Origin of the sequence: Albibacillus kandeliae (assembly GCF_003116585.1) — a bacterium.
In the GTDB taxonomy this organism is placed as follows: Bacteria; Pseudomonadota; Alphaproteobacteria; order Rhodobacterales; family Rhodobacteraceae; genus Albibacillus; species Albibacillus kandeliae.
Genome location: NZ_QEHM01000003.1, coordinates 595,213 through 615,701, shown reverse-complemented (window position 1 = coordinate 615,701; position 20,489 = coordinate 595,213). Strand labels below are relative to the sequence as shown.

Genomic DNA, 20,489 nt, shown 5'->3' with positions numbered 1-20,489 from the left:
GTGCAGCTGTCGCAAGTGTGACAACAAAATCAGCATCTGGTCGATCGATTCTCGCCAGATTCGCACTCTGAACAGATCAACGAACTTAACGTTCGGTTAAAGCCAGTCGCGGAGAATCGGAATCAGCGGAACATCGGCAGCAGGCATCGGGTAAGAGCGCAGATCCGCCGGTTTCACCCATGCGAGCTTCTGGTTCTCGCGCGAAGACGGGATGCCGTCCCACTTGCGGCAGGCGAACAGCGGCATCAGCAGGTGAAAATCCGCATAGCTGTGGCTGGCAAAGGTCAGGGGGGCAAGGCAGGAGGCCCAGGTGTCGATGCCCAGCTCTTCCTGAAGCTCCCGGATCAGCGCGGCTTCGGGCGTTTCGCCCGGTTCCACCTTGCCACCCGGAAACTCCCAGAGGCCAGCCATCGACTTGCCTTCCGGGCGCTGCGCGAGCAGCACCCGGCCATCCACGTCGATCAGGGCAACAGCCGAGACCAGAACGGTCTTCACGACCGGTAGTCCGCGTTGATGTCGATGTAGCCGTGGGTCAGGTCACAGGTCCAGACAGTCGCGGCACCGTCGCCCAGCCCCAAATCGACCCGGATCAGCAGCTCCTGCTGCTTCATGTGCGCCGCGGCGTCGGCCTCGACGTAGCTGGGGCTGACCCAGCCTTTCTCGGCCACAAGGATATCGCCGAACCAGATGCTCAGCGCATCGCGGTCCGCGGCGGCCCCGGATTTGCCGATCGCCATGACGACGCGGCCCCAGTTCGGGTCTTCCCCGGCTATGGCGGTCTTGACCAGGGGCGAGTTGGCGATGGCCATGCCGTGAACCTTGGCATCCTTGGCCGAGGCGGCGCCCGTCACCCGGATCTCGACGAACTTGGTCGCGCCTTCGCCGTCCTTCACCACCTGATGGGCCAGGTCCAGCATGACCTCGTGCAGCGCTTCGCCAAACGCGGCGTTGCCCGTCGCGTCCACACCCGATGCGCCGGTCGCGCAGAGCATCAGGCTGTCCGAGGTCGATGTGTCGCTGTCGACCGTGATGCAGTTGAACGTCCGGTCGCACTCGGCCGCCAGAAGGGCCTGCAGCGCGGCCTGATCATGGGCGGCATCGGTAAAGATATAGACCAGCATCGTCGCCATGTCGGGCGCGATCATGCCCGAACCCTTGGCAATCCCCGAGATCGAGACGGTCTTGCCGTCGATCTCGATCTGCCGCCCGGCGCCCTTGGGGAAGGTGTCGGTCGTCATGATCGCCTTGGCGGCACCCTTGATCGCCTCGGCGGTCAGGGCACCGTTCAGTTCGTCGAGCTTGGCGATGATCTTCTCATGCGGCAGCGGTTCGCCAATCACCCCGGTCGAGGCGGTAAAGACCCGCGACGCTGGAATACCGACCGTCTTGGCGGCCGCTTCGGTCAAGTCCTTCACGGACATCTGGCCACGTTGCCCGGTAAAGGCGTTGGAATTCCCCGAGTTCACGAGGATCGCGGCACCGGTCGAGCTGTCGCCGCCCAGCTTGGCCTGACAGTCCAGTACCGGGGCAGACCGGGTGGCAGAGCGGGTGAAGACACCCGCAACCGCCGTGCCCGGATCGAGCACCGCCAGCATCACGTCGGTTCGGCCCTTGTAACGCACCCCTGCCTCGGCGGTTCCTAGGCGAACGCCCGCAATCACCGGAAGGTCGGGGAAAGAGGCCGGGGCCAGCGGCGATACGGCGGTGATCTTTGCCATGCTTTCTTATTCCTGGATAAGGTCGAGCTTAGTCAGCACGGAAGGATCCAGCCCGTCAACTGCCGGACGGTCCACCTTGGCGGCTGCGGTCAGTTCGTCGATACGGGCCTGAACGGCGGTGCGGCGCAGTTCGTTGGCGATCTCTTCGTGAACCTCTTCCAGCTCGGGCGCCTTGGCGCGGCGCTTGTCGTTCAGCTTGATCAGGTGCCAGCCGAACTGGGTCTGGATCGGGTCAGAGATCTGGCCGGGCTCCATCCCGACAACGGCCTGCTCGAACTCGGGAACCATCGCGCCCAGCCCGAACCAGCCGAGATCGCCGCCATTGGGGCCCGAGGGGCCGGTGCTCTTTTCCTTGGCGGTCGCGGCGAAATCCGCGCCCTTGTCCAGCTCGGCCTTGAGGGCCTCGGCCTCTTCCTTGGTTTCCACCAGGATGTGGGCTGCGTTGAACTCCTCGCCGCCAAAGCCGTCGGCATACTTCTCGTCGTAGGCGGCCTTGATGTCGTCCTCGGACACCGCAGTTTCGGCGATATCGTCGACTTCTTCACCGGCAAGCATCGAACGGCGCTGGTTTTCAAGCGTCAGGGCAACATGCAGCGGGACGTCGTCGCCGTGGGTCTGCTCAAGCACGACCTGCTGGATCAGCTGGTCGAGGATCGCGTCGTACAGCTGCTCCGGCGGGATCTGCTTGTACTGCGGAGGAAGCGACGCGTAGGCCACGATCATGTTCCCGACGGTGATGTTTTCTCCGTTCACCGTCGCCACCACCGTTTCCGCGCTGGGCTCTGCCAGAACGGCAGTCGGCAGGGCCAACCCGGTGCTCAGGACCAGGCTGGTGAGAATGGTGAGGCCTTTACGCATTGAATCATCCTATTCGCTTGGCCCCAAGGGGGGCGCGGCGTTGACACTGTATAGCCTGCCCCTTACATCGCTTTGTAGCCTTGGCAGGCCCTGTTTTGCCCCCCGTATCTATGAGTTGTGCGAAGGGCGGGCAAGCCTGCGTAAACCACGAAAACGTCAGATCGGCTGGAGTGTACATGCTGGGTATCGGATCAATCGCCAAGAAGGTGTTCGGGACACCGAACGACCGGAAGATCAAGGCGACACGCCCGCTGGTCGAAAAGATCAACGCCCTGGAGCCCGAATTCGAGAAGCTGAGCGACGAGGGTCTCAAGCAGAAGACCGCTGAGCTGCGGCAGAAAGTGGCCGAGGGCGCCAGTCTGGACGACCTGCTGCCCGAAGCATTCGCCAACTGCCGCGAGGCCGCCAAGCGGGCGCTGGGCCTGCGCGCCTTCGACACCCAGCTGATGGGCGCGATCTTCCTCCATCAGGGCAACATCGCCGAACAGAAGACCGGCGAAGGCAAGACGCTGACCGCGACCTTCGCCGCCTACCTGAATGCCCTCGTGGGCAAGGGCGTGCACGTGGTCACGGTGAACGAATACCTCGCCCGCCGCGACTCCGAGTGGATGAGCAAGGTCTACGCCGCGCTGGGTCTGAGCACCGGCGTGATCCATTCCGACATGCCCCATGACGCCAAGATGACCGCCTATACCAGCGACATCACCTACGGCACCAACAACGAGTTCGGCTTCGACTATCTCCGCGACAACATGAAGTCCGAGCTGTCGCAGCTGTTCCAGAAGCACCACCACTTCGCCATCGTCGACGAGGTGGACTCGATCCTGATCGACGAGGCGCGTACCCCGCTGATCATCTCGGGGCAGGCCACCGACCGGTCCGAGCTCTATCAGACCATCGATGCGGTGATCCCGCTGCTGACCGAGGAACACTTCACCATCGACGAGAAGACCCGGAACGTGACCTTCACCGACGAGGGCAACGAGTTCCTCGAGGAGCAGCTCCGGGCACGCGGCCTGCTGGACGAGGATGCAACCCTCTACGACCCGGAAAGCACGACCATCGTGCACCACGTGAACCAGGGTCTCCGGGCTCACAAGATCTTCCAGAAGGACAAGGACTACATCGTCCGCAACGGCGAGATCGTCCTGGTCGACGAATTCACCGGCCGCATGATGGCGGGCCGGAGGCTGTCCGACGGCCTGCATCAGGCCATCGAGGCCAAGGAAGGCGTCGAGATCAAGCCCGAGAACGTCACCATGGCCTCGGTGACCTTCCAGAACTACTTCCGTCTCTATGACAAGCTGGCCGGCATGACCGGTACGGCGGCCACCGAGGCCGACGAGTTCATGGAGATCTACGGTCTCGGCGTGGTCGAGGTTCCGACCAACTTGCCGATCGCCCGGGCCGACGAGGACGATCAGGTCTATCGCACCGCGCGTGAAAAATACGAGGCGATGATCGAGGAAGTCCGCAAGGCTCACGAAAAGAACCAGCCGGCCCTCGTGGGGACGACCTCGATCGAGAAGTCCGAGATGCTGAGCCAGATGCTCACCAAGGTCGGCGTACCGCACAACGTGCTGAACGCCCGCCAGCACGAGCAGGAAGCCCAGATCGTCGCCGACGCGGGCAAACTTGGCGCCGTGACCATCGCGACCAACATGGCGGGCCGCGGGACCGACATCAAACTGGGCGGCAACGTCGAGTTCAAGATCATGGAGGCGATTGCCGCCAACCCCGAAGAGCACCCCGATGTGATCCGCAAGCAGATCGAGGAACAGCACAAGGCCGACGAAGACGCGGTGAAAGCCGCGGGCGGCCTGTTCGTTCTGGGCTCGGAGCGGCACGAAAGCCGCCGCATCGACAACCAGCTGCGCGGTCGTTCCGGCCGTCAGGGCGACCCGGGCCGCACCGTGTTCTTCCTCAGCCTCGAAGACGATCTGATGCGCATCTTCGGCTCCGAGCGGCTTGAAAAGGTGCTCAAGACGCTGGGTCTGAAGGAAGGCGAAGCCATCGTCCACCCGTGGGTCAACAAGTCGCTTGAGCGGGCGCAGGCCAAGGTCGAAGGCCGGAACTTCGACATGCGCAAGCAGATCCTCAAGTTCGACGATGTGATGAACGACCAGCGCAAGGTGATCTTCGCCCAGCGTCGCGAGATCATGGAAGCCAAGGATCTCTCCGAGATCGTGGGTGACATGCGTCACCAGGTGATCGACGATCTGATCGACGCGCACATGCCGCCCAAGACCTACGCCGACCAGTGGGACATTCAGGGCCTCTATGCCGAGGTGATCGCCAAGCTGGGCATCGACGTGCCGGTCATGGAGTGGGCCGAGGAAGAGGGCGTCGACGACGAGGATATCCGCGAGCGCCTGATCAAGGCGGCCGACGAGTACATGGCCAAGAAGACCGTGGAATTCGGGCCCGAGAACATGCGCAGCATCGAGAAGCAGGTGCTGCTGCAGACCATCGACACCAAGTGGCGCGAACACCTGCTCACGCTGGAACATCTGCGCTCGGTCGTCGGGTTCCGGGGCTACGCCCAACGCGATCCGCTGAACGAGTACAAGAACGAGAGCTTCCAACTCTTCGAATCCATGCTCGACTCGCTGCGCGAGTCGGTCACCCAGAACCTGTCGCAGATCCGCCTGCCCACCGAGGAGGAACAGCGGGCCTGGATGGAACAGGTCGCGGCCCAGCAGCGCGCTGCACAGGCGGCAGCACCCCAGCCAGAAATGGCAGGGGCCGAGGCTGAGACGGCAGAGGCCGACGAAGAGCCGGGCGCACCGCTTCCCGGGTTCGACGAGAACGACCAGACGACCTGGGGCAACCCGGGCCGGAACGAGAAGTGCCCCTGTGGCAGCGGCAAGAAGTTCAAGCACTGCCACGGCAAGCTGAGCTGATCGCCACCGCGCCAGAATGACTCCACTCCCCGGTCACAAGATGGCCGCGTTTGGCTGCGACCCATGTCGCGGCCAAATGGGAGTCGGAGCGCGCAATGAGCAAAATCAAGCGAGTAGCCACAACGGCTGCCACGATCGTGGCGGCGCTCGGCATTGGCTACGTCATGCAGAACCTGCAGCAGGCCCCCGACAAGGAGGCCAGCCTCACGCCGGTCCCGGTCAGCCAGGTGATGCTCGACAGCTCCGGCACTGCGATGCCCGAACCCCAGCTTGATCTCGCCTCGATCACCCTCACCTCGGTGGACGTCGCGCCGCAGATCGGCCGCCTGACCGACCAGGTCTTCGATGCGCTGACCCAGGGCGAAGACGTGCCGGTCAAGACGTCGGCGCCCGTCCTCGACGCCCCCGCCGCACCCGCGGACCCGGTGATGCCCCAGCTTGGCTGCGACGTGCTGCTGCGCGCGACACCGGCCCCGATGGCCAGCGTCACGCTGAGCCTCGACGCACCCTGCAATCCGAACGAGCGCCTGACGGTCCACCACACTGGCATGATGTTCACGGCAACCACTTCGGACTCGGGGCACCTCGACGTCACCGTTCCGGCGCTCAGCCGCAAGGCGGTCTTCGTCGTGGAACTGAGCCAGGGCGCCGGCGCCGTGGCCACCGCCGAGGTGCCTGACCTCGGCGACTTCGACCGTATCGTTCTGCAATGGTCCGGGAACACCGGGTTCCAGCTCCATGCCCGCGAGTTCGGTGCCGCCTACGGTTCAGCCGGGCACGTCTGGTCGGGTGCCACCGAAACATCCGGTGACGAGGGGCTCGGCCATGTCACCCGCCTCGGAGACTCCGGCCTGCAACAGCCGAACCTTGTCGAGATCTACAGCTTTCCGCTAAACGATGCGCACCGCGCGGGCACCGTGGACCTTTCGGTCGAGGCTGAGGTGACGGCGGCGACCTGCGGGCGCGACATCGCTGCCCAGTCGATCGAACTGCGCCGCGACGCCGCCCCGGTCACACAGGACCTGACCCTGTCGATGCCCGAATGCTCGGACGTCGGCGGCTTTCTGGTATTGAACAATCTCGTCGATAACCTGAAGATTGCGGCCAGGTAATTCGCGCAACCGGAAGGCTCCTCATGATCCGGCAACGTGCGGCGGTCTGCGCCGCACTTTTTCTTTTGGGCATGCCCGGTGCCGCGGCTGCGCAGGATGTCACGCTGACCTCGCTCGACGGGACGGTGGAACTTACCGGGTCGCTGCTGGGCTTTGACGGCGAATTCTACCGGGTGGACACGCGGTTCGGCGAACTGACGGTGGATGGCACCGGGGTGCGCTGTGCCGGTCCGGGCTGCCCGAACCTTACTGATTTCGTGGCCGAGATCGTGTTTTCCGGTGCGGCCAACATGGCCGGTCGGCTGATGCCTGCGCTGGTCGAAGGCTTTGCGCTACGTAACGGCTACAACGCGGAACGCCACGAGCCGGACAGCGGCCACCTCCTCTACGAGATCCGCGACGAGGACCGGACGCTGGCCCGGCTGACCTTTCGCCTGACCAGCGCGGACGAGGGCTTTGCCGACCTCCTCGCGAACGAGGCCGATGCCGTACTGGCCCTGCGCGAGGTGCGGCCCGAAGAGCGCGCCCGCGCACTCGAGGCGGGGATGGGCGACCTCACCGGGCCGGGGCGGGGCAGGGTGCTGGCGCTCGACGCCATCGTGCCCGTGGTGGCTCCCGGCAACCCGGTGCGCGAGATCACCATGCCGCAGCTGGCCCAGGTCTTTGCCGGCGAGATCGTCAACTGGGCCGACCTCGGCGGGCCCGACGCGCCGATCACCCTCTACTTCCCGTCCGAGGAGTCCGGCCTTGCGCAGGCGGCACAGGACTACCTGTTGCGCCCGGCCGACCGGACCCTTGCCGAGACGGCGCAGCGGGCCGTGCCCGACGGAACGCTGGTGCGCCAAGTCGCTGAAGACCCCTTCGGCATCGGCATCGCAAGCTACTCCGGCACCGGCACCGCGCAGGCGCTGACACTCGCTGGGGACTGCGGCTTTCGCCTCGCGGCGTCGCCCTGGACCATCAAGACCGAGGATTATCCGCTCACCTCGCCGATGTTCATGTACCTGCCCGCGCGCCGCCTGCCCAAGATCGGGCGCGAGTTCCTCGCCTACCTGCGCAGCCCGACGGCGCAGGTGGTCGTGCGCCGCGCCGGATTCGTCGATCAGGCGGCCGAACGGATCGGCCTCGACGTGCAGGGCGACCGGTTCGCCAACGCGATTCTCGCCGCCGGGCCCGAGGTGCCGCTGGACGAGCTGCACCGGATGACGGCCTTCCTGCGTCCGATGACCCGGCTGACCCTCTCGTTCCGCTTCGAGACCGGCGCATCGCGGCCTGACGCGCAGTCGCGCAGCAACCTCGCGCTCCTTGCCGAAACCATCGAGTCGGGCGCGTTTGACGGCAGACGGCTGGTCTTTGTCGGTTTCAGCGACGGAGAGGGCCTGGCACCGGCGAACCAGCGCATCGCGCTGGCCCGCGCCGAGGCGGTGCGCAACGCCGTGATGTCGGCGGCGCAGGCGGCCGGGGCAGGGCAGGTCGAGATCGGGGTGGAAGCCTTTGGCGAGGCCCTGCCGATGGCCTGCGACAACAGCGACTGGGGCCGCAAGGTAAACCGGCGCGTCGAAGTCTGGGTCGAATAGGGGGCGCTGCCCCCTCTTGGCCTTCGGCCAATTCACCCCCGGGATACTTGCGACCCAAAGAAGGCCGGGATCACAGCAACCCGGCGCTGCGAAAGCTCAGCTCGCGCGATTTTCCGATGATCAGGTGATCGTGCAGGGTGATTCCCAAGGACTGGCAGGCCGCCCGGATCTGCTCGGTCATGGCGATGTCGGAGTCCGAGGGCGTGGGGTCGCCCGAGGGGTGGTTATGCACGAGGATCAGCGCGCTGGCGTTGAGTTCGAGCGCCCGTTTGACCACTTCGCGCGGATAGACCGGGACGTGATCGACCGTGCCGCGCGCCTGCTCCTCGTCGGCGACGAGGATGTTCTTGCGATCGAGGTAGAGCACGCGGAATTGCTCGGTCTCGCGGTGGGACATGGTGGTGTGACAATAGTCGAGGACCGCATCCCAGGACGAGATCACGTGACGCTGCAGCACCCGGGCGCGCGCCATGCGATGGGCGGCGGCCTCGACCAGCTTGAGTTCGGTGATCACGACCTCGCCGACGCCACGGACCGTGGCGAGTTGTTCCGGGGGCGCCGAAAGCACGCGGTTGAAGTCTCCGAACCGGTCCAGCAGGGCGCGGGCGAGCGGCTTGGTGTCCTGCCGGGCGAGGGCGCGGAACAGCAGCAGTTCCAGCAGTTCGTAGTCGGGCAGGGCGGTCGCACCACCCTCGCGGAAGCGGGCGCGCAGCCGGGCGCGGTGGTCGGCGATGTAGGAGGGCAGCCGCCCCTGCGGCAGCGGCGCGGCGGGCGCCTCGTCCGGGGTGAAGAGCGAGGGATTGGTATCGCTGAAATGAGTGGGGCCGGGCATGACGCAAGCGTCGCCCGGCCTGGTGAATTATTGGTTAACGAGGAGTGGATCGTCCGGGGTTTCAGGCCCCGGAACACATCTTACCCCTTCATGCCGTCCCAGAAGGACTTCACCGACGAGAAGAACGATTTGCTCTCGGGGTTGTTGTCCTCGCCTAGTTCCTCGAACTCCTGCAGCAGCTCCTTCTGGCGGCTGGTCAGGTTGACCGGGGTTTCCACTGCCAGTTCGATGAACATGTCGCCGGGCCCGCCGCCGCGCAGGGCGGGCATGCCCTTGCCGCGCAGGCGCATCTGGCGGCCGGACTGGCTGCCGGCCGGGATCTGCACCTTGCCGCGGCCGCCGTCGATGGTCGGGACCTCGATGGCGCCGCCGAGCGCGGCCTTGGCCATGCTGACCGGGACGCGGCAGTAGAGGTTCACGCCGTCACGCTCGAACAGTTCGTGCTGGGTGACCTCGACGAAGATGTAGAGATCGCCCGGGGGGCCGCCACGCATGCCCGCCTCGCCCTCGCCGGCCAGCCGGATCCGGGTTCCGGTCTCGACCCCGGCGGGGATGTTCACGTTCAGCGCGCGGTTCTTTTCGACCCGGCCCTGGCCGTGGCAGGTCTGGCAGGGGTTCTTGATGATCTGGCCCAGACCCGAGCAGGTCGGGCAGGTGCGTTCGACAGTGAAGAAGCCCTGCTGCGCCCGGACCTTGCCCATGCCCGAACAGGTGGGGCAGGTGGTCGGTTCGGCACCGCCCTCGGCGCCCGAGCCTTCGCAGGCGGAACAGGCCACCGCGGTGGGCACGTTGATGGTCTTCTGCAGGCCCGAGAAGGCGTCGTCGAGCGAGATGCGCAGGTTGTAGCGCAGGTCCGAACCGCGCGCGGCCCGGCGTCCGCCCCCGCGTCCACCGCCCATGAAGTCGCCGAACAGGTCGTCGAAGACATCGGAGAAGGCCGAGGAGAAATCACCGCCGGGGAAGCCGCCGCCGCGCCCGCCGCCGCCCATGCCGCCCTCGAAGGCCGCGTGGCCGAAGCGGTCGTAGGCCGCCTTCTTGTCGGCGTCCTTCAGGACTTCGTAGGCCTCGTTGGCCTCCTTGAACTGCGCCTCGGATTCCGGGTTGTCGGCATTGCGGTCGGGATGCAATTCCTTGGCCTTCTTGCGATAGGCCTTCTTGATCTCTTCCGCCGTGGCGCCTTTGGTCACGCCGAGGACGTCATAGAAATCACGCTTTGACATCGTTCAACCTCTCTTGCGGAACAGAACGGGCCGGCCCGGAGACCGGGCCGGCCCTGTGAGTGTTCCGTCTTATGCCTCAGGCACGCTTGTCATCGTCCAGGTCTTCGAACTCGGCGTCGACGATATCGTCGTCGTTGCCGCCGCTCTCACCGCCCATGTCGGCGGCCTGCGGTTCGTCGTCAGCCCCATCCTGCTGTGCCTTGTAGATGGCCTCGCCCAGCTTCATGGCGGCTTCGGTCACGTTCTGGATGCCGGACTTGATCTTGTCGGCGTTCTCGGTTTCCAGTTCGTCCTTGAGCGCGGCAATGGCCAGTTCGATCGCCTCGATGGTGGTCGGGTCGACCTTGTCCGAGTGCTCTTCCATCGACTTTTCGGTCGAGTGGATGAGGCTTTCGGCCTGGTTTTTGGCGTCCACCAGCTCGCGGCGCTTCTTGTCCGCCTCGGCATTCTCCTCGGCGTCCTTGACCATCTTTTCGATGTCCTCATCGGACAGACCGCCAGAAGCCTGGATGGTGATCTTCTGCTCCTTGCCGGTGCCCTTGTCCTTGGCGGAGACCGACACGATGCCGTTGGCGTCGATGTCGAAGGTCACCTCGATCTGGGGCATGCCGCGCGGGGCCGGCGGGATGTTCTCGAGGTTGAACTGGCCGAGGATCTTGTTGTCGGCGGCCATTTCGCGTTCACCCTGGAAGACCCGGATGGTCACGGCGTTCTGGTTGTCTTCCGCGGTCGAGAAGATCTGCGACTTCTTGGTCGGGATCGTCGTGTTGCGGTCGATCAGGCGGGTGAACACGCCACCGAGCGTCTCGATGCCCAGCGACAGCGGGGTCACGTCGAGCAGAACGACGTCTTTCACGTCACCTTGCAGAACACCGGCCTGGATGGCCGCGCCCATGGCGACCACTTCGTCCGGGTTCACGCCCTTGTGCGGCTCCTTGCCGAAGAACTTGGTCACTTCCTCGACCACTTTCGGCATACGGGTCATACCGCCGACCAGAACCACCTCGTCCACGTCGGAGGCCGAGAGGCCCGCGTCTTTCAGAGCAGCCTGGCAGGGCTTCAGCGATGCCTTGATCAGGTCGGAAACGAGGCTTTCCAGCTTGGCGCGGGTCAGCTTCATCACCATGTGCAGCGGCTGGCCGTTGGTGCCCATCGAGATGAACGGCTGGTTGATCTCGGTCTGCGACGCGCTCGACAGTTCGATCTTGGCCTTCTCCGCAGCTTCCTTCAGACGCTGCAGGGCCATCTTGTCGTTGGTCAGGTCGACGCCGTGCTCTTTCTTGAACTCGTCGGCGAGGTAGTTGACGATCCGCATGTCGAAGTCTTCACCGCCAAGGAAGGTGTCCCCGTTGGTGGACTTCACTTCGAACAGGCCGTCGTCGATCTCGAGGATGGTCACGTCGAAGGTACCGCCGCCAAGGTCATAGACCGCGATGGTGTGCGAGTTTTCCTTGTCGAGGCCATAGGCCAGCGCCGCGGCGGTCGGTTCGTTGATGATCCGCAGCACTTCCAGACCGGCGATCTTGCCGGCGTCCTTGGTGGCCTGACGCTGGGCGTCGTTGAAGTAGGCCGGGACGGTGATCACCGCCTGGGTCACTTCTTCGCCAAGATAGCTCTCGGCGGTTTCCTTCATCTTGCCAAGGATGAAGGCAGAAATCTGCGACGGGGAGTATTTCTCGCCCCGCGATTCGACCCACGCGTCGCCGTTTCCGCCGTCGATGACGTTGAACGGCACGTTCTTCTTGTCCTTGGCCAGGTCGGCGTCGTCGAACCGACGGCCGATCAGGCGCTTGACGCCGAAGATCGTGTTGGTGGGGTTGGTGACGGCCTGGCGCTTGGCCGGCTGGCCCACGAGGCGCTCGTCATCCGTGAATGCAACGATAGACGGGGTCGTGCGTGCCCCTTCGGAGTTCTCGATAACGCGCGGCTGCGAACCGTCCATGATGGCAACGCAGCTGTTCGTGGTACCGAGGTCAATACCGATAACTTTACCCATTGTTTGATCCCTTCCACTTAAGGCGATTGTCTGGACGCCGACCCGTTTCGGCATCGGCTGCCCGACCCGGTCCGACAAAGCTTGCGCCCTGCCCTCCGGGCTTCGAAGCGTATATAAGGAGGGGGTCCAAGGGCTGCAAGCCGCTCACAAACGCGAGATCGGCAAAAATGTCGCTTTGCCGGGCTTTGCCGCCACATGGGGCGGTTTTGGCCCGGGATTCAGCGCATTTAGGGGAAGAAGCGGGTAATTCCGGTCGAGGCGAGGCTGGCATCCCACAGCATTTTCTCGCCTGCGGGGTCGCGTTCCGGGGGCAGCAGCAGGGCGGGGCCGGTGCGCGTCTTGGCGTCGGGGCCGAAGAAATCGCCGCCCTTCGCGCCCGGATCGAAAGCCGCCCGGGCAAGGCCGCAGGTGCCGTCCTCCTGGCTCTGCGCGATCTTCAGTGTCGAGTTGATGATGTAGCGATCCAGAATCGTGGTGCCGCCGGCCCGCGTGGTCTTGGCCTGCAGCCCGCTGTCGGCCGGGCCCGGGTGGGCACAGAGCGCCTTGACCCCGTTGCCGGGCCGCTGGTCGGCGTGATCCTGCAGAGCATAGGTGAACAGCAGGTTGGCCAGCTTCGATTGCTGGTAACGCCGCCATTTCTGAAAGCCGGGCCAGCGGTCGCCGCCAAGGTGCCCGCCGTTGCGCTCGAGATAGGGCTGGCGCATCTCCGCGTCGGGCCGGTTGCGTGCGCCGGAAGAGTGGTTGACGACCCGAGCCTCGCCGCGTTGCTGGGCGGCCTCTTCCAGCAGGGGCCAGACCTCGTGGACCAGCAGGAAGTGCGACAGGTGGTTGGCCTGCATCTGGAGGTCGAACCCATCCTCAGTGGCAAGGTCCGTCATCCCCATGACCCCGGCATTGTTCACCAGCACATCCAGACCGGTGTCGCCAAGTCGTTCGCGCAGCGTGACTCCGGCGGCGCGGACCGAGGCCAAGCTTGCCAGGTCGCAGGGCACGAGGTCTGCCGTTCCCAGCCTTTGCACCTCGGCCAGCGCCCGGTCGGCCCGCTCGGAGGGGCGGTTCAGCATCACAACGCGCGCGCCCAGCCGGGCGGCGGTGCAGGCCAGCACAAACCCCATGCCCGAGGTGCAGCCGGTGATCGCGACGACCTTGCCGTCTTGCGTGGGCAGCGTCGCGACGAGTTCGTCGAAGTGCAGGGTGGCGGGCATCGGATACTCCCTTGCTCTATATTTACAGTGTAAATTTACATCGGAAATATTGATGCGCAGCCAACCTGTCAATCCAATATTTACACCGGAAACATAATGTCGGATTGTGCCGGCATGAATGATGTCAGGAAATACCATCACGGCGACCTGAAGCGCGCGCTGATTCAGGCGGGAATCGAAATCCTCCGCACCGAGGGGCTCGACCGGCTTTCGCTGCGCGCCTGTGCCGAACGCGCGGGGGTCAGCCATACCGCACCGAAGAACCATTTCGGCAACCTGACCGGCCTGCTGACCGCCATCGCGGCCGAGGGTCAGAAACAACTCTGCGCGGCGATGCAACCGAACCAGGGCGCATCGCGTGACGACCGGCGGCAGGCGGCTTTCGAGGGCTACGTGGCCTTCGCCCGTGCCAACCCGGCTATGTTCGAACTCATGTTCTCGCGCCGACTCGTCGACTTCTCCGACCCGGTGCTTGCCGCACCGCTGGGCGCCAGTGCCGCGATCCTCCGCGATGTCTCGGGCGGTATGATCTGGGACAAGTCAGATGCCCCCGACGCCGACAAGCGCGCCGAGATGTTCAACTGGTGTCTCGTCCACGGCTTTGCGACGCTGGCCCTGCAGGGCGTCTTCGACAAGGACGGGATGCGGGACATCGGGATCGCGGACATCCTGCCCGGCTTCGCGTTCCGCGACCCGGCAGCGGCGGAATGACCCCGGCGCCAACCCTCACGATCCGGGGGGTCAAGGTCTGGCAGGAGGCGCTCGACCGGGCCGAGCAGGAGGCGCTGGTCGCCGATCTGCGCTCGGTCGCCGCAGCCGCCCCGCTGTTTTCGCCCGAGACCCGATGGGGCAAGAAGATGTCGGTGCGGATGACCTCGGCGGGCCGCTTTGGCTGGTACTCCGACCGGCGCGGCTATCGCTACGAGCCCCGGCATCCCTCAGGCGTGGCGTGGCCACCGATCCCGGACCGGGTGCTGCGGCTGTGGCACCGGCTTGCCGGGACCGAGCGCGCGCCGGACTGCTGCCTCGTGAACTTCTACGCCGAAGGCGCCCGGATGGGGCTGCATCAGGACAGGGACGAGGCGGATTTCTCCTTTCCCGTGCTGTCGGTTTCCCTGGGCGACGACGGGTTGTTCCGGATCGGCAATACCGAACCGGGTGGCAGCACCGAATCCCTCTGGCTCCGGAGTGGCGACGTTGTCCTGATGGGCGGCGATGCCAGGCTGGTGCACCACGGGGTGGACCGGATCCGGCACGGCTCGTCCACGCTCCTGCCAGAGGGCGGGCGGATCAACCTCACGCTGCGGGTGGTGACGTGACTAGCGCCGCGCGCCCCAGCTGATCGAGGCATTTCGCCGGGTGTAGAACTCGCCCATCAGCCCGATCATCAGCAGGGCAACGCCGACCCACAGCGCATACTTCCAGTTCGAGAAATGCGGGTTGTAGTTGATGAACACGAACCCGCGCGCCTGATCGATCGTGTGGAACAGCGGGTTCCAGTCAAAGATCGGCAGCATGAACCCCGGCAGCGTATTGGCGAGAAACATCTTGCCCGACGCAATCATGTTGGCGCGCTGGTAGACGGTGGAGGCGATGCTGACGAACCCGGGGAACCAGGGCTTGATCGAGTAGAAGATCAACCCGACCCCGCAGCCCGTGAACCATGCCAGCAGGACCATGCCGATGGCGGGTATGGGATCGTAGATGGTGATGGGGGTCATGGCGATATGGTACAGCACCAGGATCACCAGCATCGACAGCACCTGCAGATAGAGTGCGCTGAGTGCGGCCGAGGCCACCGCGATGAAGGGGTTCATCGGCGCGTGCTGCATCATCGGGCTGCTGGCGCTGTCTGCCGAGGCGATGGCGCCCACCGCCTTGACGTGACACATGAACAGGAAGATGCCCGACATCATATACAGCAGGAAATCGCCACGCACCGCAGACCGCCGCAGGTTGAGCACGGAAAACATGATGTAGAAGACCGCCACGAAGACGACCATCTGCATGATGTTCACCAGAATGGCCATCAGCGCGTTGCTGTTCTTGGACCGGACGCTGCGCACCATCGAATGGAAGATCAGCTCGCAGGTCGTCGCCATACGCGACAGGGTGGAGCTGTTGTCCCTGTGTGCAAACATGCTGCCGATATCCCGTGAGGCTGCGCAAAACTGTCACGGAATTCTTGCCGTTCCGTTAGCCGCGTATCATAAGGGTGCGGAGCTGAAAATTCAACAAAACCGCGCCAACGGAGCAGTATTCTTGACCTATGACACCCTGATCCCACTGATCCGCAAGCTTGCCATCGAGGCGGGCGCGAAGATCATGGAAATCTACGACGCCGACGACTTCGACGTGAAGGTCAAATCCGACGACAGCCCGGTGACCGCAGCCGACGAGGCGGCGGATGCCCTGATCTCCGCAGGCCTGCGCGCGGCCTTCCCCGACGTGATGCTGGTGACCGAGGAACAGGCGGCGAGCCACAAGGAGAAGGGCGATACCTTCCTGATCGTCGACCCGCTGGACGGGACCAAGGAATTCATCAACCGGCGCGGCGATTTCACCGTGAACATCGCGCTGGTCGAACATGGCAGGCCGACACGCGGCGTGGTCTATGCCCCGGCCAAGAACCGCATGTTCTTCACCCGCCCCGATGGCCAGTCGGTCGAGGAAACGGGGGCCTTCGACCCCGAGACGGTCGGCGAGACCACCGAGATCCACGTGGCGCAGTCCGACAACGCGGCGCTGATGGTCGTTGCCTCCAAGTCGCACCGCGATCAGGCCACCGACGACTACATCGGCAAGTACGCCGTGAAGGACATGAAGAGCGCGGGCTCCTCGCTCAAGTTCTGCCTTGTCGCGACGGGCGAGGCCGATCTCTATCCGCGTCTCGGGCGCACGATGGAGTGGGACACCGCCGCGGGCCACGCCGTCCTGAACGGCGCCGGTGGCAGCGTCGTGCGGTTCGATGACCTGACGCCGCTGACCTACGGCAAGGACGGCTACGCCAACCCCTTCTTCATCGCCCACGCTCCGGGCGTCACGCTCAAGGCCGGCTGATGTCGGTCCTCGTCGTTATCCCGGCGCGCTACGCCTCGACCCGGTACCCCGGCAAGCCCCTCGTCGCACTGACCGGGGCGGACGGGCAGAAGCGGACACTCATCGAACGGTCCTGGCGCGCGGCGACTGCCGTGAACGGGACGGACCGCGTCGTAGTGGCCACCGACGACGACCGCATCCGCGATGCAGCGGAAGCGTTCGGCGCCGAAGTCGTCATGACCTCGGAAGACTGCCGGAACGGGACCGAACGCTGCGCCGAGGCCCATGCGGCGCTGGGCGGCGGGTACGAGATTGTCGTGAACCTCCAGGGCGATGCCCCGCTGACCCCGCATTGGTTCGTCGAGGACCTCGTTGCCGGCCTGCGTGCCGCGCCCGAGGCCGAGATCGCAACCCCGGTTCTGCGCTGCTCGGGCGGGATGCTGGCCGACCTGCTGGCCGACCGCCGCGCCGGTCGCGTCGGCGGCACGACGGCGGTTTTCGGCCATGAGCGCAACGCGCTCTACTTCTCCAAGGAGGTGATCCCCTTCACCTCGAAATCATATGGAACCGACGAGCCCTCGCCGGTGTTTCATCACGTGGGGGTCTACGCCTATCGGCCGGACGCCCTCGCAGCCTATCCGGGCTGGCCCACCGGGCCGCTTGAAACACTGGAGGGGCTGGAGCAATTGCGTTTCCTCGAGCAGGGGCGTAGGGTTTTGTGTGTCGAGGTCGAGGCACGGGGGCGCCAGTTCTGGGAACTGAACAACCCCGAAGACGTGCCAAGGCTAGAATCGATGATGGCGCAGATGCGCCTGAGTTGAGTCGCATTCTCGGACTCGAATGTGTCCGAAGCGAGGGGCGAACTGACATGGAGTATCGACTGTGATCGTTTACGCGATGATCAATCGAGCGCCACGCAAGCCTATTTCCGCCGCCCGCAAGGACAATGTCTTAAATTTGCCCAGAAACCTGCGTAGTTTCATACGAAGCATGAACACTGAAAAGCCATGTTCAAATTCGGCCGTCAGATCGAATTGAGGAGTAATATGCGAAAGAAAGTCACAAAAGCGATCTTCCCCGTTGCGGGGCTCGGAACGCGCTTCCTGCCGGCGACCAAATCGGTGCCGAAGGAGATCATGACCCTGGTGGACCGGCCGCTGGTCCAGTACGCGATCGACGAGGCGCGTGCTGCCGGGATCAAGGAGTTCATCTTTGTCACGTCCCGTGGCAAGAGCGCGCTCGAAGACTATTTCGATCACTCCCCCATCCTCGAGAACGAGCTTCGCCGTAAAGGCAAGAAGGACCTCCTGGATGTGCTCAAGTCCACCAACATGGACAGCGGTGCCATCGCCTATATCCGCCAGCACAAGGCGCTGGGCCTCGGCCACGCCGTGTGGTGCGCGCGTCGCCTGATCGGCAACGAACCCTTTGCCGTGATCCTGCCGGATGACGTCATCGCCGCCGAGACCCCCTGCCTGCAGCAGATGGTCGAAGCCTACGCGGAAACCGGTGGCAACATGGTTGCCGCGATGGAAGTTCCGCCGGAACGCGCCTCGGCCTATGGTGTTCTCGACGTCAAGGAAGACATGGGCTCCATCGTGTCGGTGAACGGCATGGTGGAAAAGCCCAAGAAGGAAGAGGCGCCGTCGAACCTCGCGGTCATCGGTCGCTACATCCTTGCGCCCTCGGTTCTGAACAACCTGAACAAGATGAAGACCGGCGCAGGCGGCGAGATCCAGCTGACCGACGCGATTGCGGCCGATATCGGCAGCGAGTCCGGGGTCTACGGCTACCGCTTCCGCGGCCAGCGGTTCGACTGCGGGTCCAAGTCGGGCTTCCTGCAGGCCACCGTCGCCTTTGCCTTGGCGCGCGACGACCTGCGTGACGACCTGAGCGCATACCTGCGCGACATCGTGCAAATGGATAAAGCGGCCGAATAAGGCCGCACCGCTGGGGGACGAGCGTGAAGACAGTACTGGTAACCGGCGGTGCCGGGTACATCGGGTCGCATGCGTGCAAGGCACTCAAGGCGGCCGGGTACCTGCCCGTTACTTACGACAATCTGGTCACCGGCTGGAAAGACGCGGTGAAGTTCGGACCTTTCGAGCAGGGCGACCTGCTCGACCGTTCCCGGCTTGACGAGGTCTTTGCCAAACATCATCCCTCGGCGGTCATGCACTTCGCTGCGCTGAGCCAGGTCGGCGAAGCGATGAGCGAACCCGGCCTCTACTGGCGCAACAACGTCCTCGGCTCGCTGACGCTGGCCGAGGCCGCCGTCGCAGCGGGCTGCAAGGACTTCGTGTTCTCCTCGACCTGCGCGACCTACGGCGAACACGACAATGTCGTGCTTGACGAGGACACCCCCCAGTATCCGCTGAACGCCTACGGCGCGTCCAAGCGCGCGGTGGAGAACATCCTCCGCGACTTCGAGGCGGCCCACGGGCTGCGCCATGTCATCTTCCGCTACTTCAACGTGGCGGGAGCCGACGAAGAGGGTGAGGTGGGTGAACATCACCGCCCCGAGACCCATCTGATCCCGGTCATGCTCGAAGCCATCGACGGCAAGCGCCCGGCGCTCACGATCCACGGCTCGGACTATGAGACGCCCGATGGCACCTGCATCCGCGACTACGTCCATGTCTGCGACCTCGTCGATGCGCACGTGCTGGGGATCGGCTGGCTGGAGCAGGGCAAGGAAAGCCGCGTCTTCAATCTTGGCACCGGCAAGGGGTTCTCGGTCCGCGAGGTGATCGACGCATCGCGAAGCGTCACCAACCGCGAGGTGCCGCATTCCGAAGGTCCCCGCCGCGCCGGGGATGCGACCAAGCTGGTTTCTGGTTCCACCCGGGCCGCAGCCGAACTCGGATGGGAGCCGAAACGCTCGACTATGCCGCAGATGATCGCCGACGCATGGCGCTGGCATCAGGTCGGACGCTATGAAGGCTGATCCGCTGGCATGAGCCGTCATGGGCCGATAACGGCCTACCGGCTGATCCTCAAGCGTCACCGTTTGCTGTGGCGCTCCTTTCGGAGCCGCCATGCGCTGACGTCCGTCGCCGACCGCACGGCCTCGATCCGGCCAGACGATATCCTCGTCGTGATGGTGGTCCGCAACGAGGCGCTGCGACTGCCGTGGTTCCTCGAGTACTACCGGGCGCTCGGCGTCGGTCACTTCCTCATCGTCGACAACCAGAGCACCGACGGCACGGCCGAGTTGCTGGCACAGGCACCCGACGTTTCGCTCTGGACCACCCCGGCCAGCTACCGCGAGGCGCGTTTCGGTCTCGACTGGGCGAGCTGGCTACTCATGCACTACGGGCATGGCCACTGGTGCCTCCTGCTCGATGCCGACGAGCTGCTGGTCTATGCCCATCACCGCGAGCGCAACCTGCCCGACCTCACGCGCTGGCTGGAGGGGCAGGGGCGCCTCGGCTTCGGCGCGCTCATGCTGGACATGTATCCCCGGGGGCCGCTCGGATCGCCCGTAACAGAGCCGAAAACAGACCCTATCAAGGACCTTTGCTGGTTCGATTCCAGTCCCTACAAAGCGATCCGGCAAGAGCCGATGCGCAATCTCTGGGTCCAGGGCGGGGCGCGTGAGAGAGTCTTTTTCAGGGATATGCCGGGGCGGTCTCCAACTCTGAACAAGCTGCCGCTGATCAAATGGAACCGCCGCTGGGCCTACGTGAATTCGACCCATTCGATCCTGCCATCGCGCCTCAACAGGCTCTATGACGGGCCCGGAGGCAAGGAGCCTTCGGGTATCCTCCTGCACACCAAGTTCCTGCACGACGTCGTGGATCGGGCGACCGAGGACATGCAGCGCAAGCAGCATTTCCACGATCCAGAGGCGCTCGGACCCTATTACAGGGAGATCGCGGCGCAGCCGACCATGTGGCACGAGGGCTCGGTGCGCTACCAAGGCTGGGAGCAGCTGGAGGCCCTAGAGCTGATGAGCTCGGGCGGCTGGTAGGGCGTTTTCCGCAGGCAGCAAAGCAACAGGGACGGAAATTGCCAGAACGCTGCTTC

General features: G+C 64.7%; 18 protein-coding genes. 10 read left to right on the top strand and 8 right to left on the bottom strand.

Going from position 1 to position 20,489, the window contains the following annotated elements; genetic code table 11:
* Positions 1-96 precede the first annotated feature (96 nt).
* From DDT93_RS08830 to DDT93_RS08820, 3 genes are read right to left on the bottom strand one after another with little or no spacing between them, the layout of a single operon-like run.
* Positions 97-495 (bottom strand): (deoxy)nucleoside triphosphate pyrophosphohydrolase, encoded by a 399-nt coding sequence (locus DDT93_RS08830; RefSeq protein ID WP_109465427.1) that lies wholly within the window; start codon positions 493-495, stop codon positions 97-99.
* Complete coding sequence (gene argJ, locus DDT93_RS08825; protein WP_109465426.1) at positions 492-1,718, bottom strand: bifunctional glutamate N-acetyltransferase/amino-acid acetyltransferase ArgJ; 1,227 nt, start codon at positions 1,716-1,718, stop codon at positions 492-494. Before argJ ends, DDT93_RS08830 begins: the two co-directional genes overlap by 4 nt.
* Positions 1,719-1,724: 6 nt before the next feature.
* Entirely contained in the window at positions 1,725-2,576 is an 852-nt protein-coding gene (locus DDT93_RS08820) for a peptidylprolyl isomerase (protein WP_109465425.1), read from the bottom strand.
* A 176-nt stretch (positions 2,577-2,752) separates the two neighbouring features.
* Between DDT93_RS08820 and secA the strand changes: the two genes are divergently transcribed.
* The 3 genes from secA to DDT93_RS08805 all read left to right on the top strand — a co-directional run bounded on the left by secA (position 2,753) and on the right by DDT93_RS08805 (position 8,168).
* A complete protein-coding gene (gene secA, locus DDT93_RS08815; RefSeq protein ID WP_109465424.1) occupies positions 2,753-5,479 on the top strand; it encodes a preprotein translocase subunit SecA in 2,727 nt (908 codons plus the stop codon).
* 95 nt (positions 5,480-5,574) lie between these two features.
* Positions 5,575-6,591 (top strand): hypothetical protein, encoded by a 1,017-nt coding sequence (locus DDT93_RS08810; protein ID WP_109465798.1) that lies wholly within the window; start codon positions 5,575-5,577, stop codon positions 6,589-6,591.
* Positions 6,592-6,614: 23 nt separating this feature from the next.
* On the top strand, positions 6,615-8,168 hold the full coding sequence (locus tag DDT93_RS08805; protein ID WP_109465423.1) for a phosphate ABC transporter substrate-binding/OmpA family protein: 1,554 nt from the start codon (positions 6,615-6,617) through the stop codon (positions 8,166-8,168).
* Positions 8,169-8,238: 70 nt separating this feature from the next.
* On the opposite strand, the gene radC is transcribed toward DDT93_RS08805, so the two are convergent.
* The 4 genes from radC to DDT93_RS08785 all read right to left on the bottom strand — a co-directional run bounded on the left by radC (position 8,239) and on the right by DDT93_RS08785 (position 13,421).
* Complete coding sequence (radC, locus tag DDT93_RS08800) at positions 8,239-9,000, bottom strand: RadC family protein (protein ID WP_109465422.1); 762 nt, start codon at positions 8,998-9,000, stop codon at positions 8,239-8,241.
* 80 nt (positions 9,001-9,080) lie between these two features.
* Positions 9,081-10,220, bottom strand: a complete 1,140-nt coding sequence (gene dnaJ / locus DDT93_RS08795; protein WP_109465421.1) for a molecular chaperone DnaJ — start codon at positions 10,218-10,220, stop codon at positions 9,081-9,083.
* A gap of 76 nt (positions 10,221-10,296) precedes the next feature.
* Positions 10,297-12,216, bottom strand: coding sequence for a molecular chaperone DnaK (dnaK, locus tag DDT93_RS08790; protein ID WP_109465420.1), 1,920 nt, complete (start codon positions 12,214-12,216; stop codon positions 10,297-10,299).
* Between the two features lie 227 nt (positions 12,217-12,443).
* Positions 12,444-13,421 carry an SDR family NAD(P)-dependent oxidoreductase gene (locus tag DDT93_RS08785; protein ID WP_109465419.1) on the bottom strand — a complete coding sequence of 326 codons (978 nt, stop codon included), beginning with the start codon at positions 13,419-13,421 and terminating at the stop codon, positions 12,444-12,446.
* 114 nt (positions 13,422-13,535) lie between these two features.
* Here DDT93_RS08785 and DDT93_RS08780 point away from each other — a divergent pair, with 114 nt between their 5' ends.
* Together DDT93_RS08780 and DDT93_RS08775 are read left to right on the top strand one after the other, a co-directional pair.
* Positions 13,536-14,132, top strand: a complete 597-nt coding sequence (locus tag DDT93_RS08780) for a TetR/AcrR family transcriptional regulator (protein WP_157960130.1) — start codon at positions 13,536-13,538, stop codon at positions 14,130-14,132.
* Positions 14,129-14,740, top strand: a complete 612-nt coding sequence (locus DDT93_RS08775) for an alpha-ketoglutarate-dependent dioxygenase AlkB family protein (RefSeq protein ID WP_109465417.1) — start codon at positions 14,129-14,131, stop codon at positions 14,738-14,740. The genes DDT93_RS08780 and DDT93_RS08775 overlap by 4 nt, the downstream gene beginning before the upstream one ends.
* On the opposite strand, the gene DDT93_RS08770 is transcribed toward DDT93_RS08775, so the two are convergent.
* Positions 14,741-15,562: an ABC transporter permease gene (locus DDT93_RS08770; RefSeq protein WP_109465416.1), complete on the bottom strand. Its 822-nt coding sequence runs from the start codon at positions 15,560-15,562 to the stop codon at positions 14,741-14,743. It lies immediately after the preceding gene.
* Between the two features lie 121 nt (positions 15,563-15,683).
* Between DDT93_RS08770 and cysQ the strand changes: the two genes are divergently transcribed.
* From cysQ to DDT93_RS08745, 5 genes are all read left to right on the top strand, one after another.
* Positions 15,684-16,481 carry a 3'(2'),5'-bisphosphate nucleotidase CysQ gene (gene cysQ, locus DDT93_RS08765; RefSeq protein ID WP_109465415.1) on the top strand — a complete coding sequence of 266 codons (798 nt, stop codon included), beginning with the start codon at positions 15,684-15,686 and terminating at the stop codon, positions 16,479-16,481.
* The gene (locus DDT93_RS08760) at positions 16,481-17,281 is read left to right on the top strand and encodes a 3-deoxy-manno-octulosonate cytidylyltransferase (RefSeq protein ID WP_109465414.1); all 801 of its coding nucleotides are present in this window, start codon (positions 16,481-16,483) and stop codon (positions 17,279-17,281) included. The genes cysQ and DDT93_RS08760 overlap by 1 nt, the downstream gene beginning before the upstream one ends.
* 225 nt (positions 17,282-17,506) lie before the next feature.
* Entirely contained in the window at positions 17,507-18,400 is an 894-nt protein-coding gene (gene galU / locus DDT93_RS08755; protein WP_109465413.1) for a UTP--glucose-1-phosphate uridylyltransferase GalU, read from the top strand.
* 23 nt (positions 18,401-18,423) lie between these two features.
* The gene (gene galE, locus DDT93_RS08750) at positions 18,424-19,407 is read left to right on the top strand and encodes a UDP-glucose 4-epimerase GalE (RefSeq protein ID WP_109465412.1); all 984 of its coding nucleotides are present in this window, start codon (positions 18,424-18,426) and stop codon (positions 19,405-19,407) included.
* Between the two features lie 9 nt (positions 19,408-19,416).
* Positions 19,417-20,433 (top strand): glycosyltransferase family 2 protein, encoded by a 1,017-nt coding sequence (locus DDT93_RS08745; protein WP_109465411.1) that lies wholly within the window; start codon positions 19,417-19,419, stop codon positions 20,431-20,433.
* Positions 20,434-20,489: the final 56 nt, after the last annotated feature.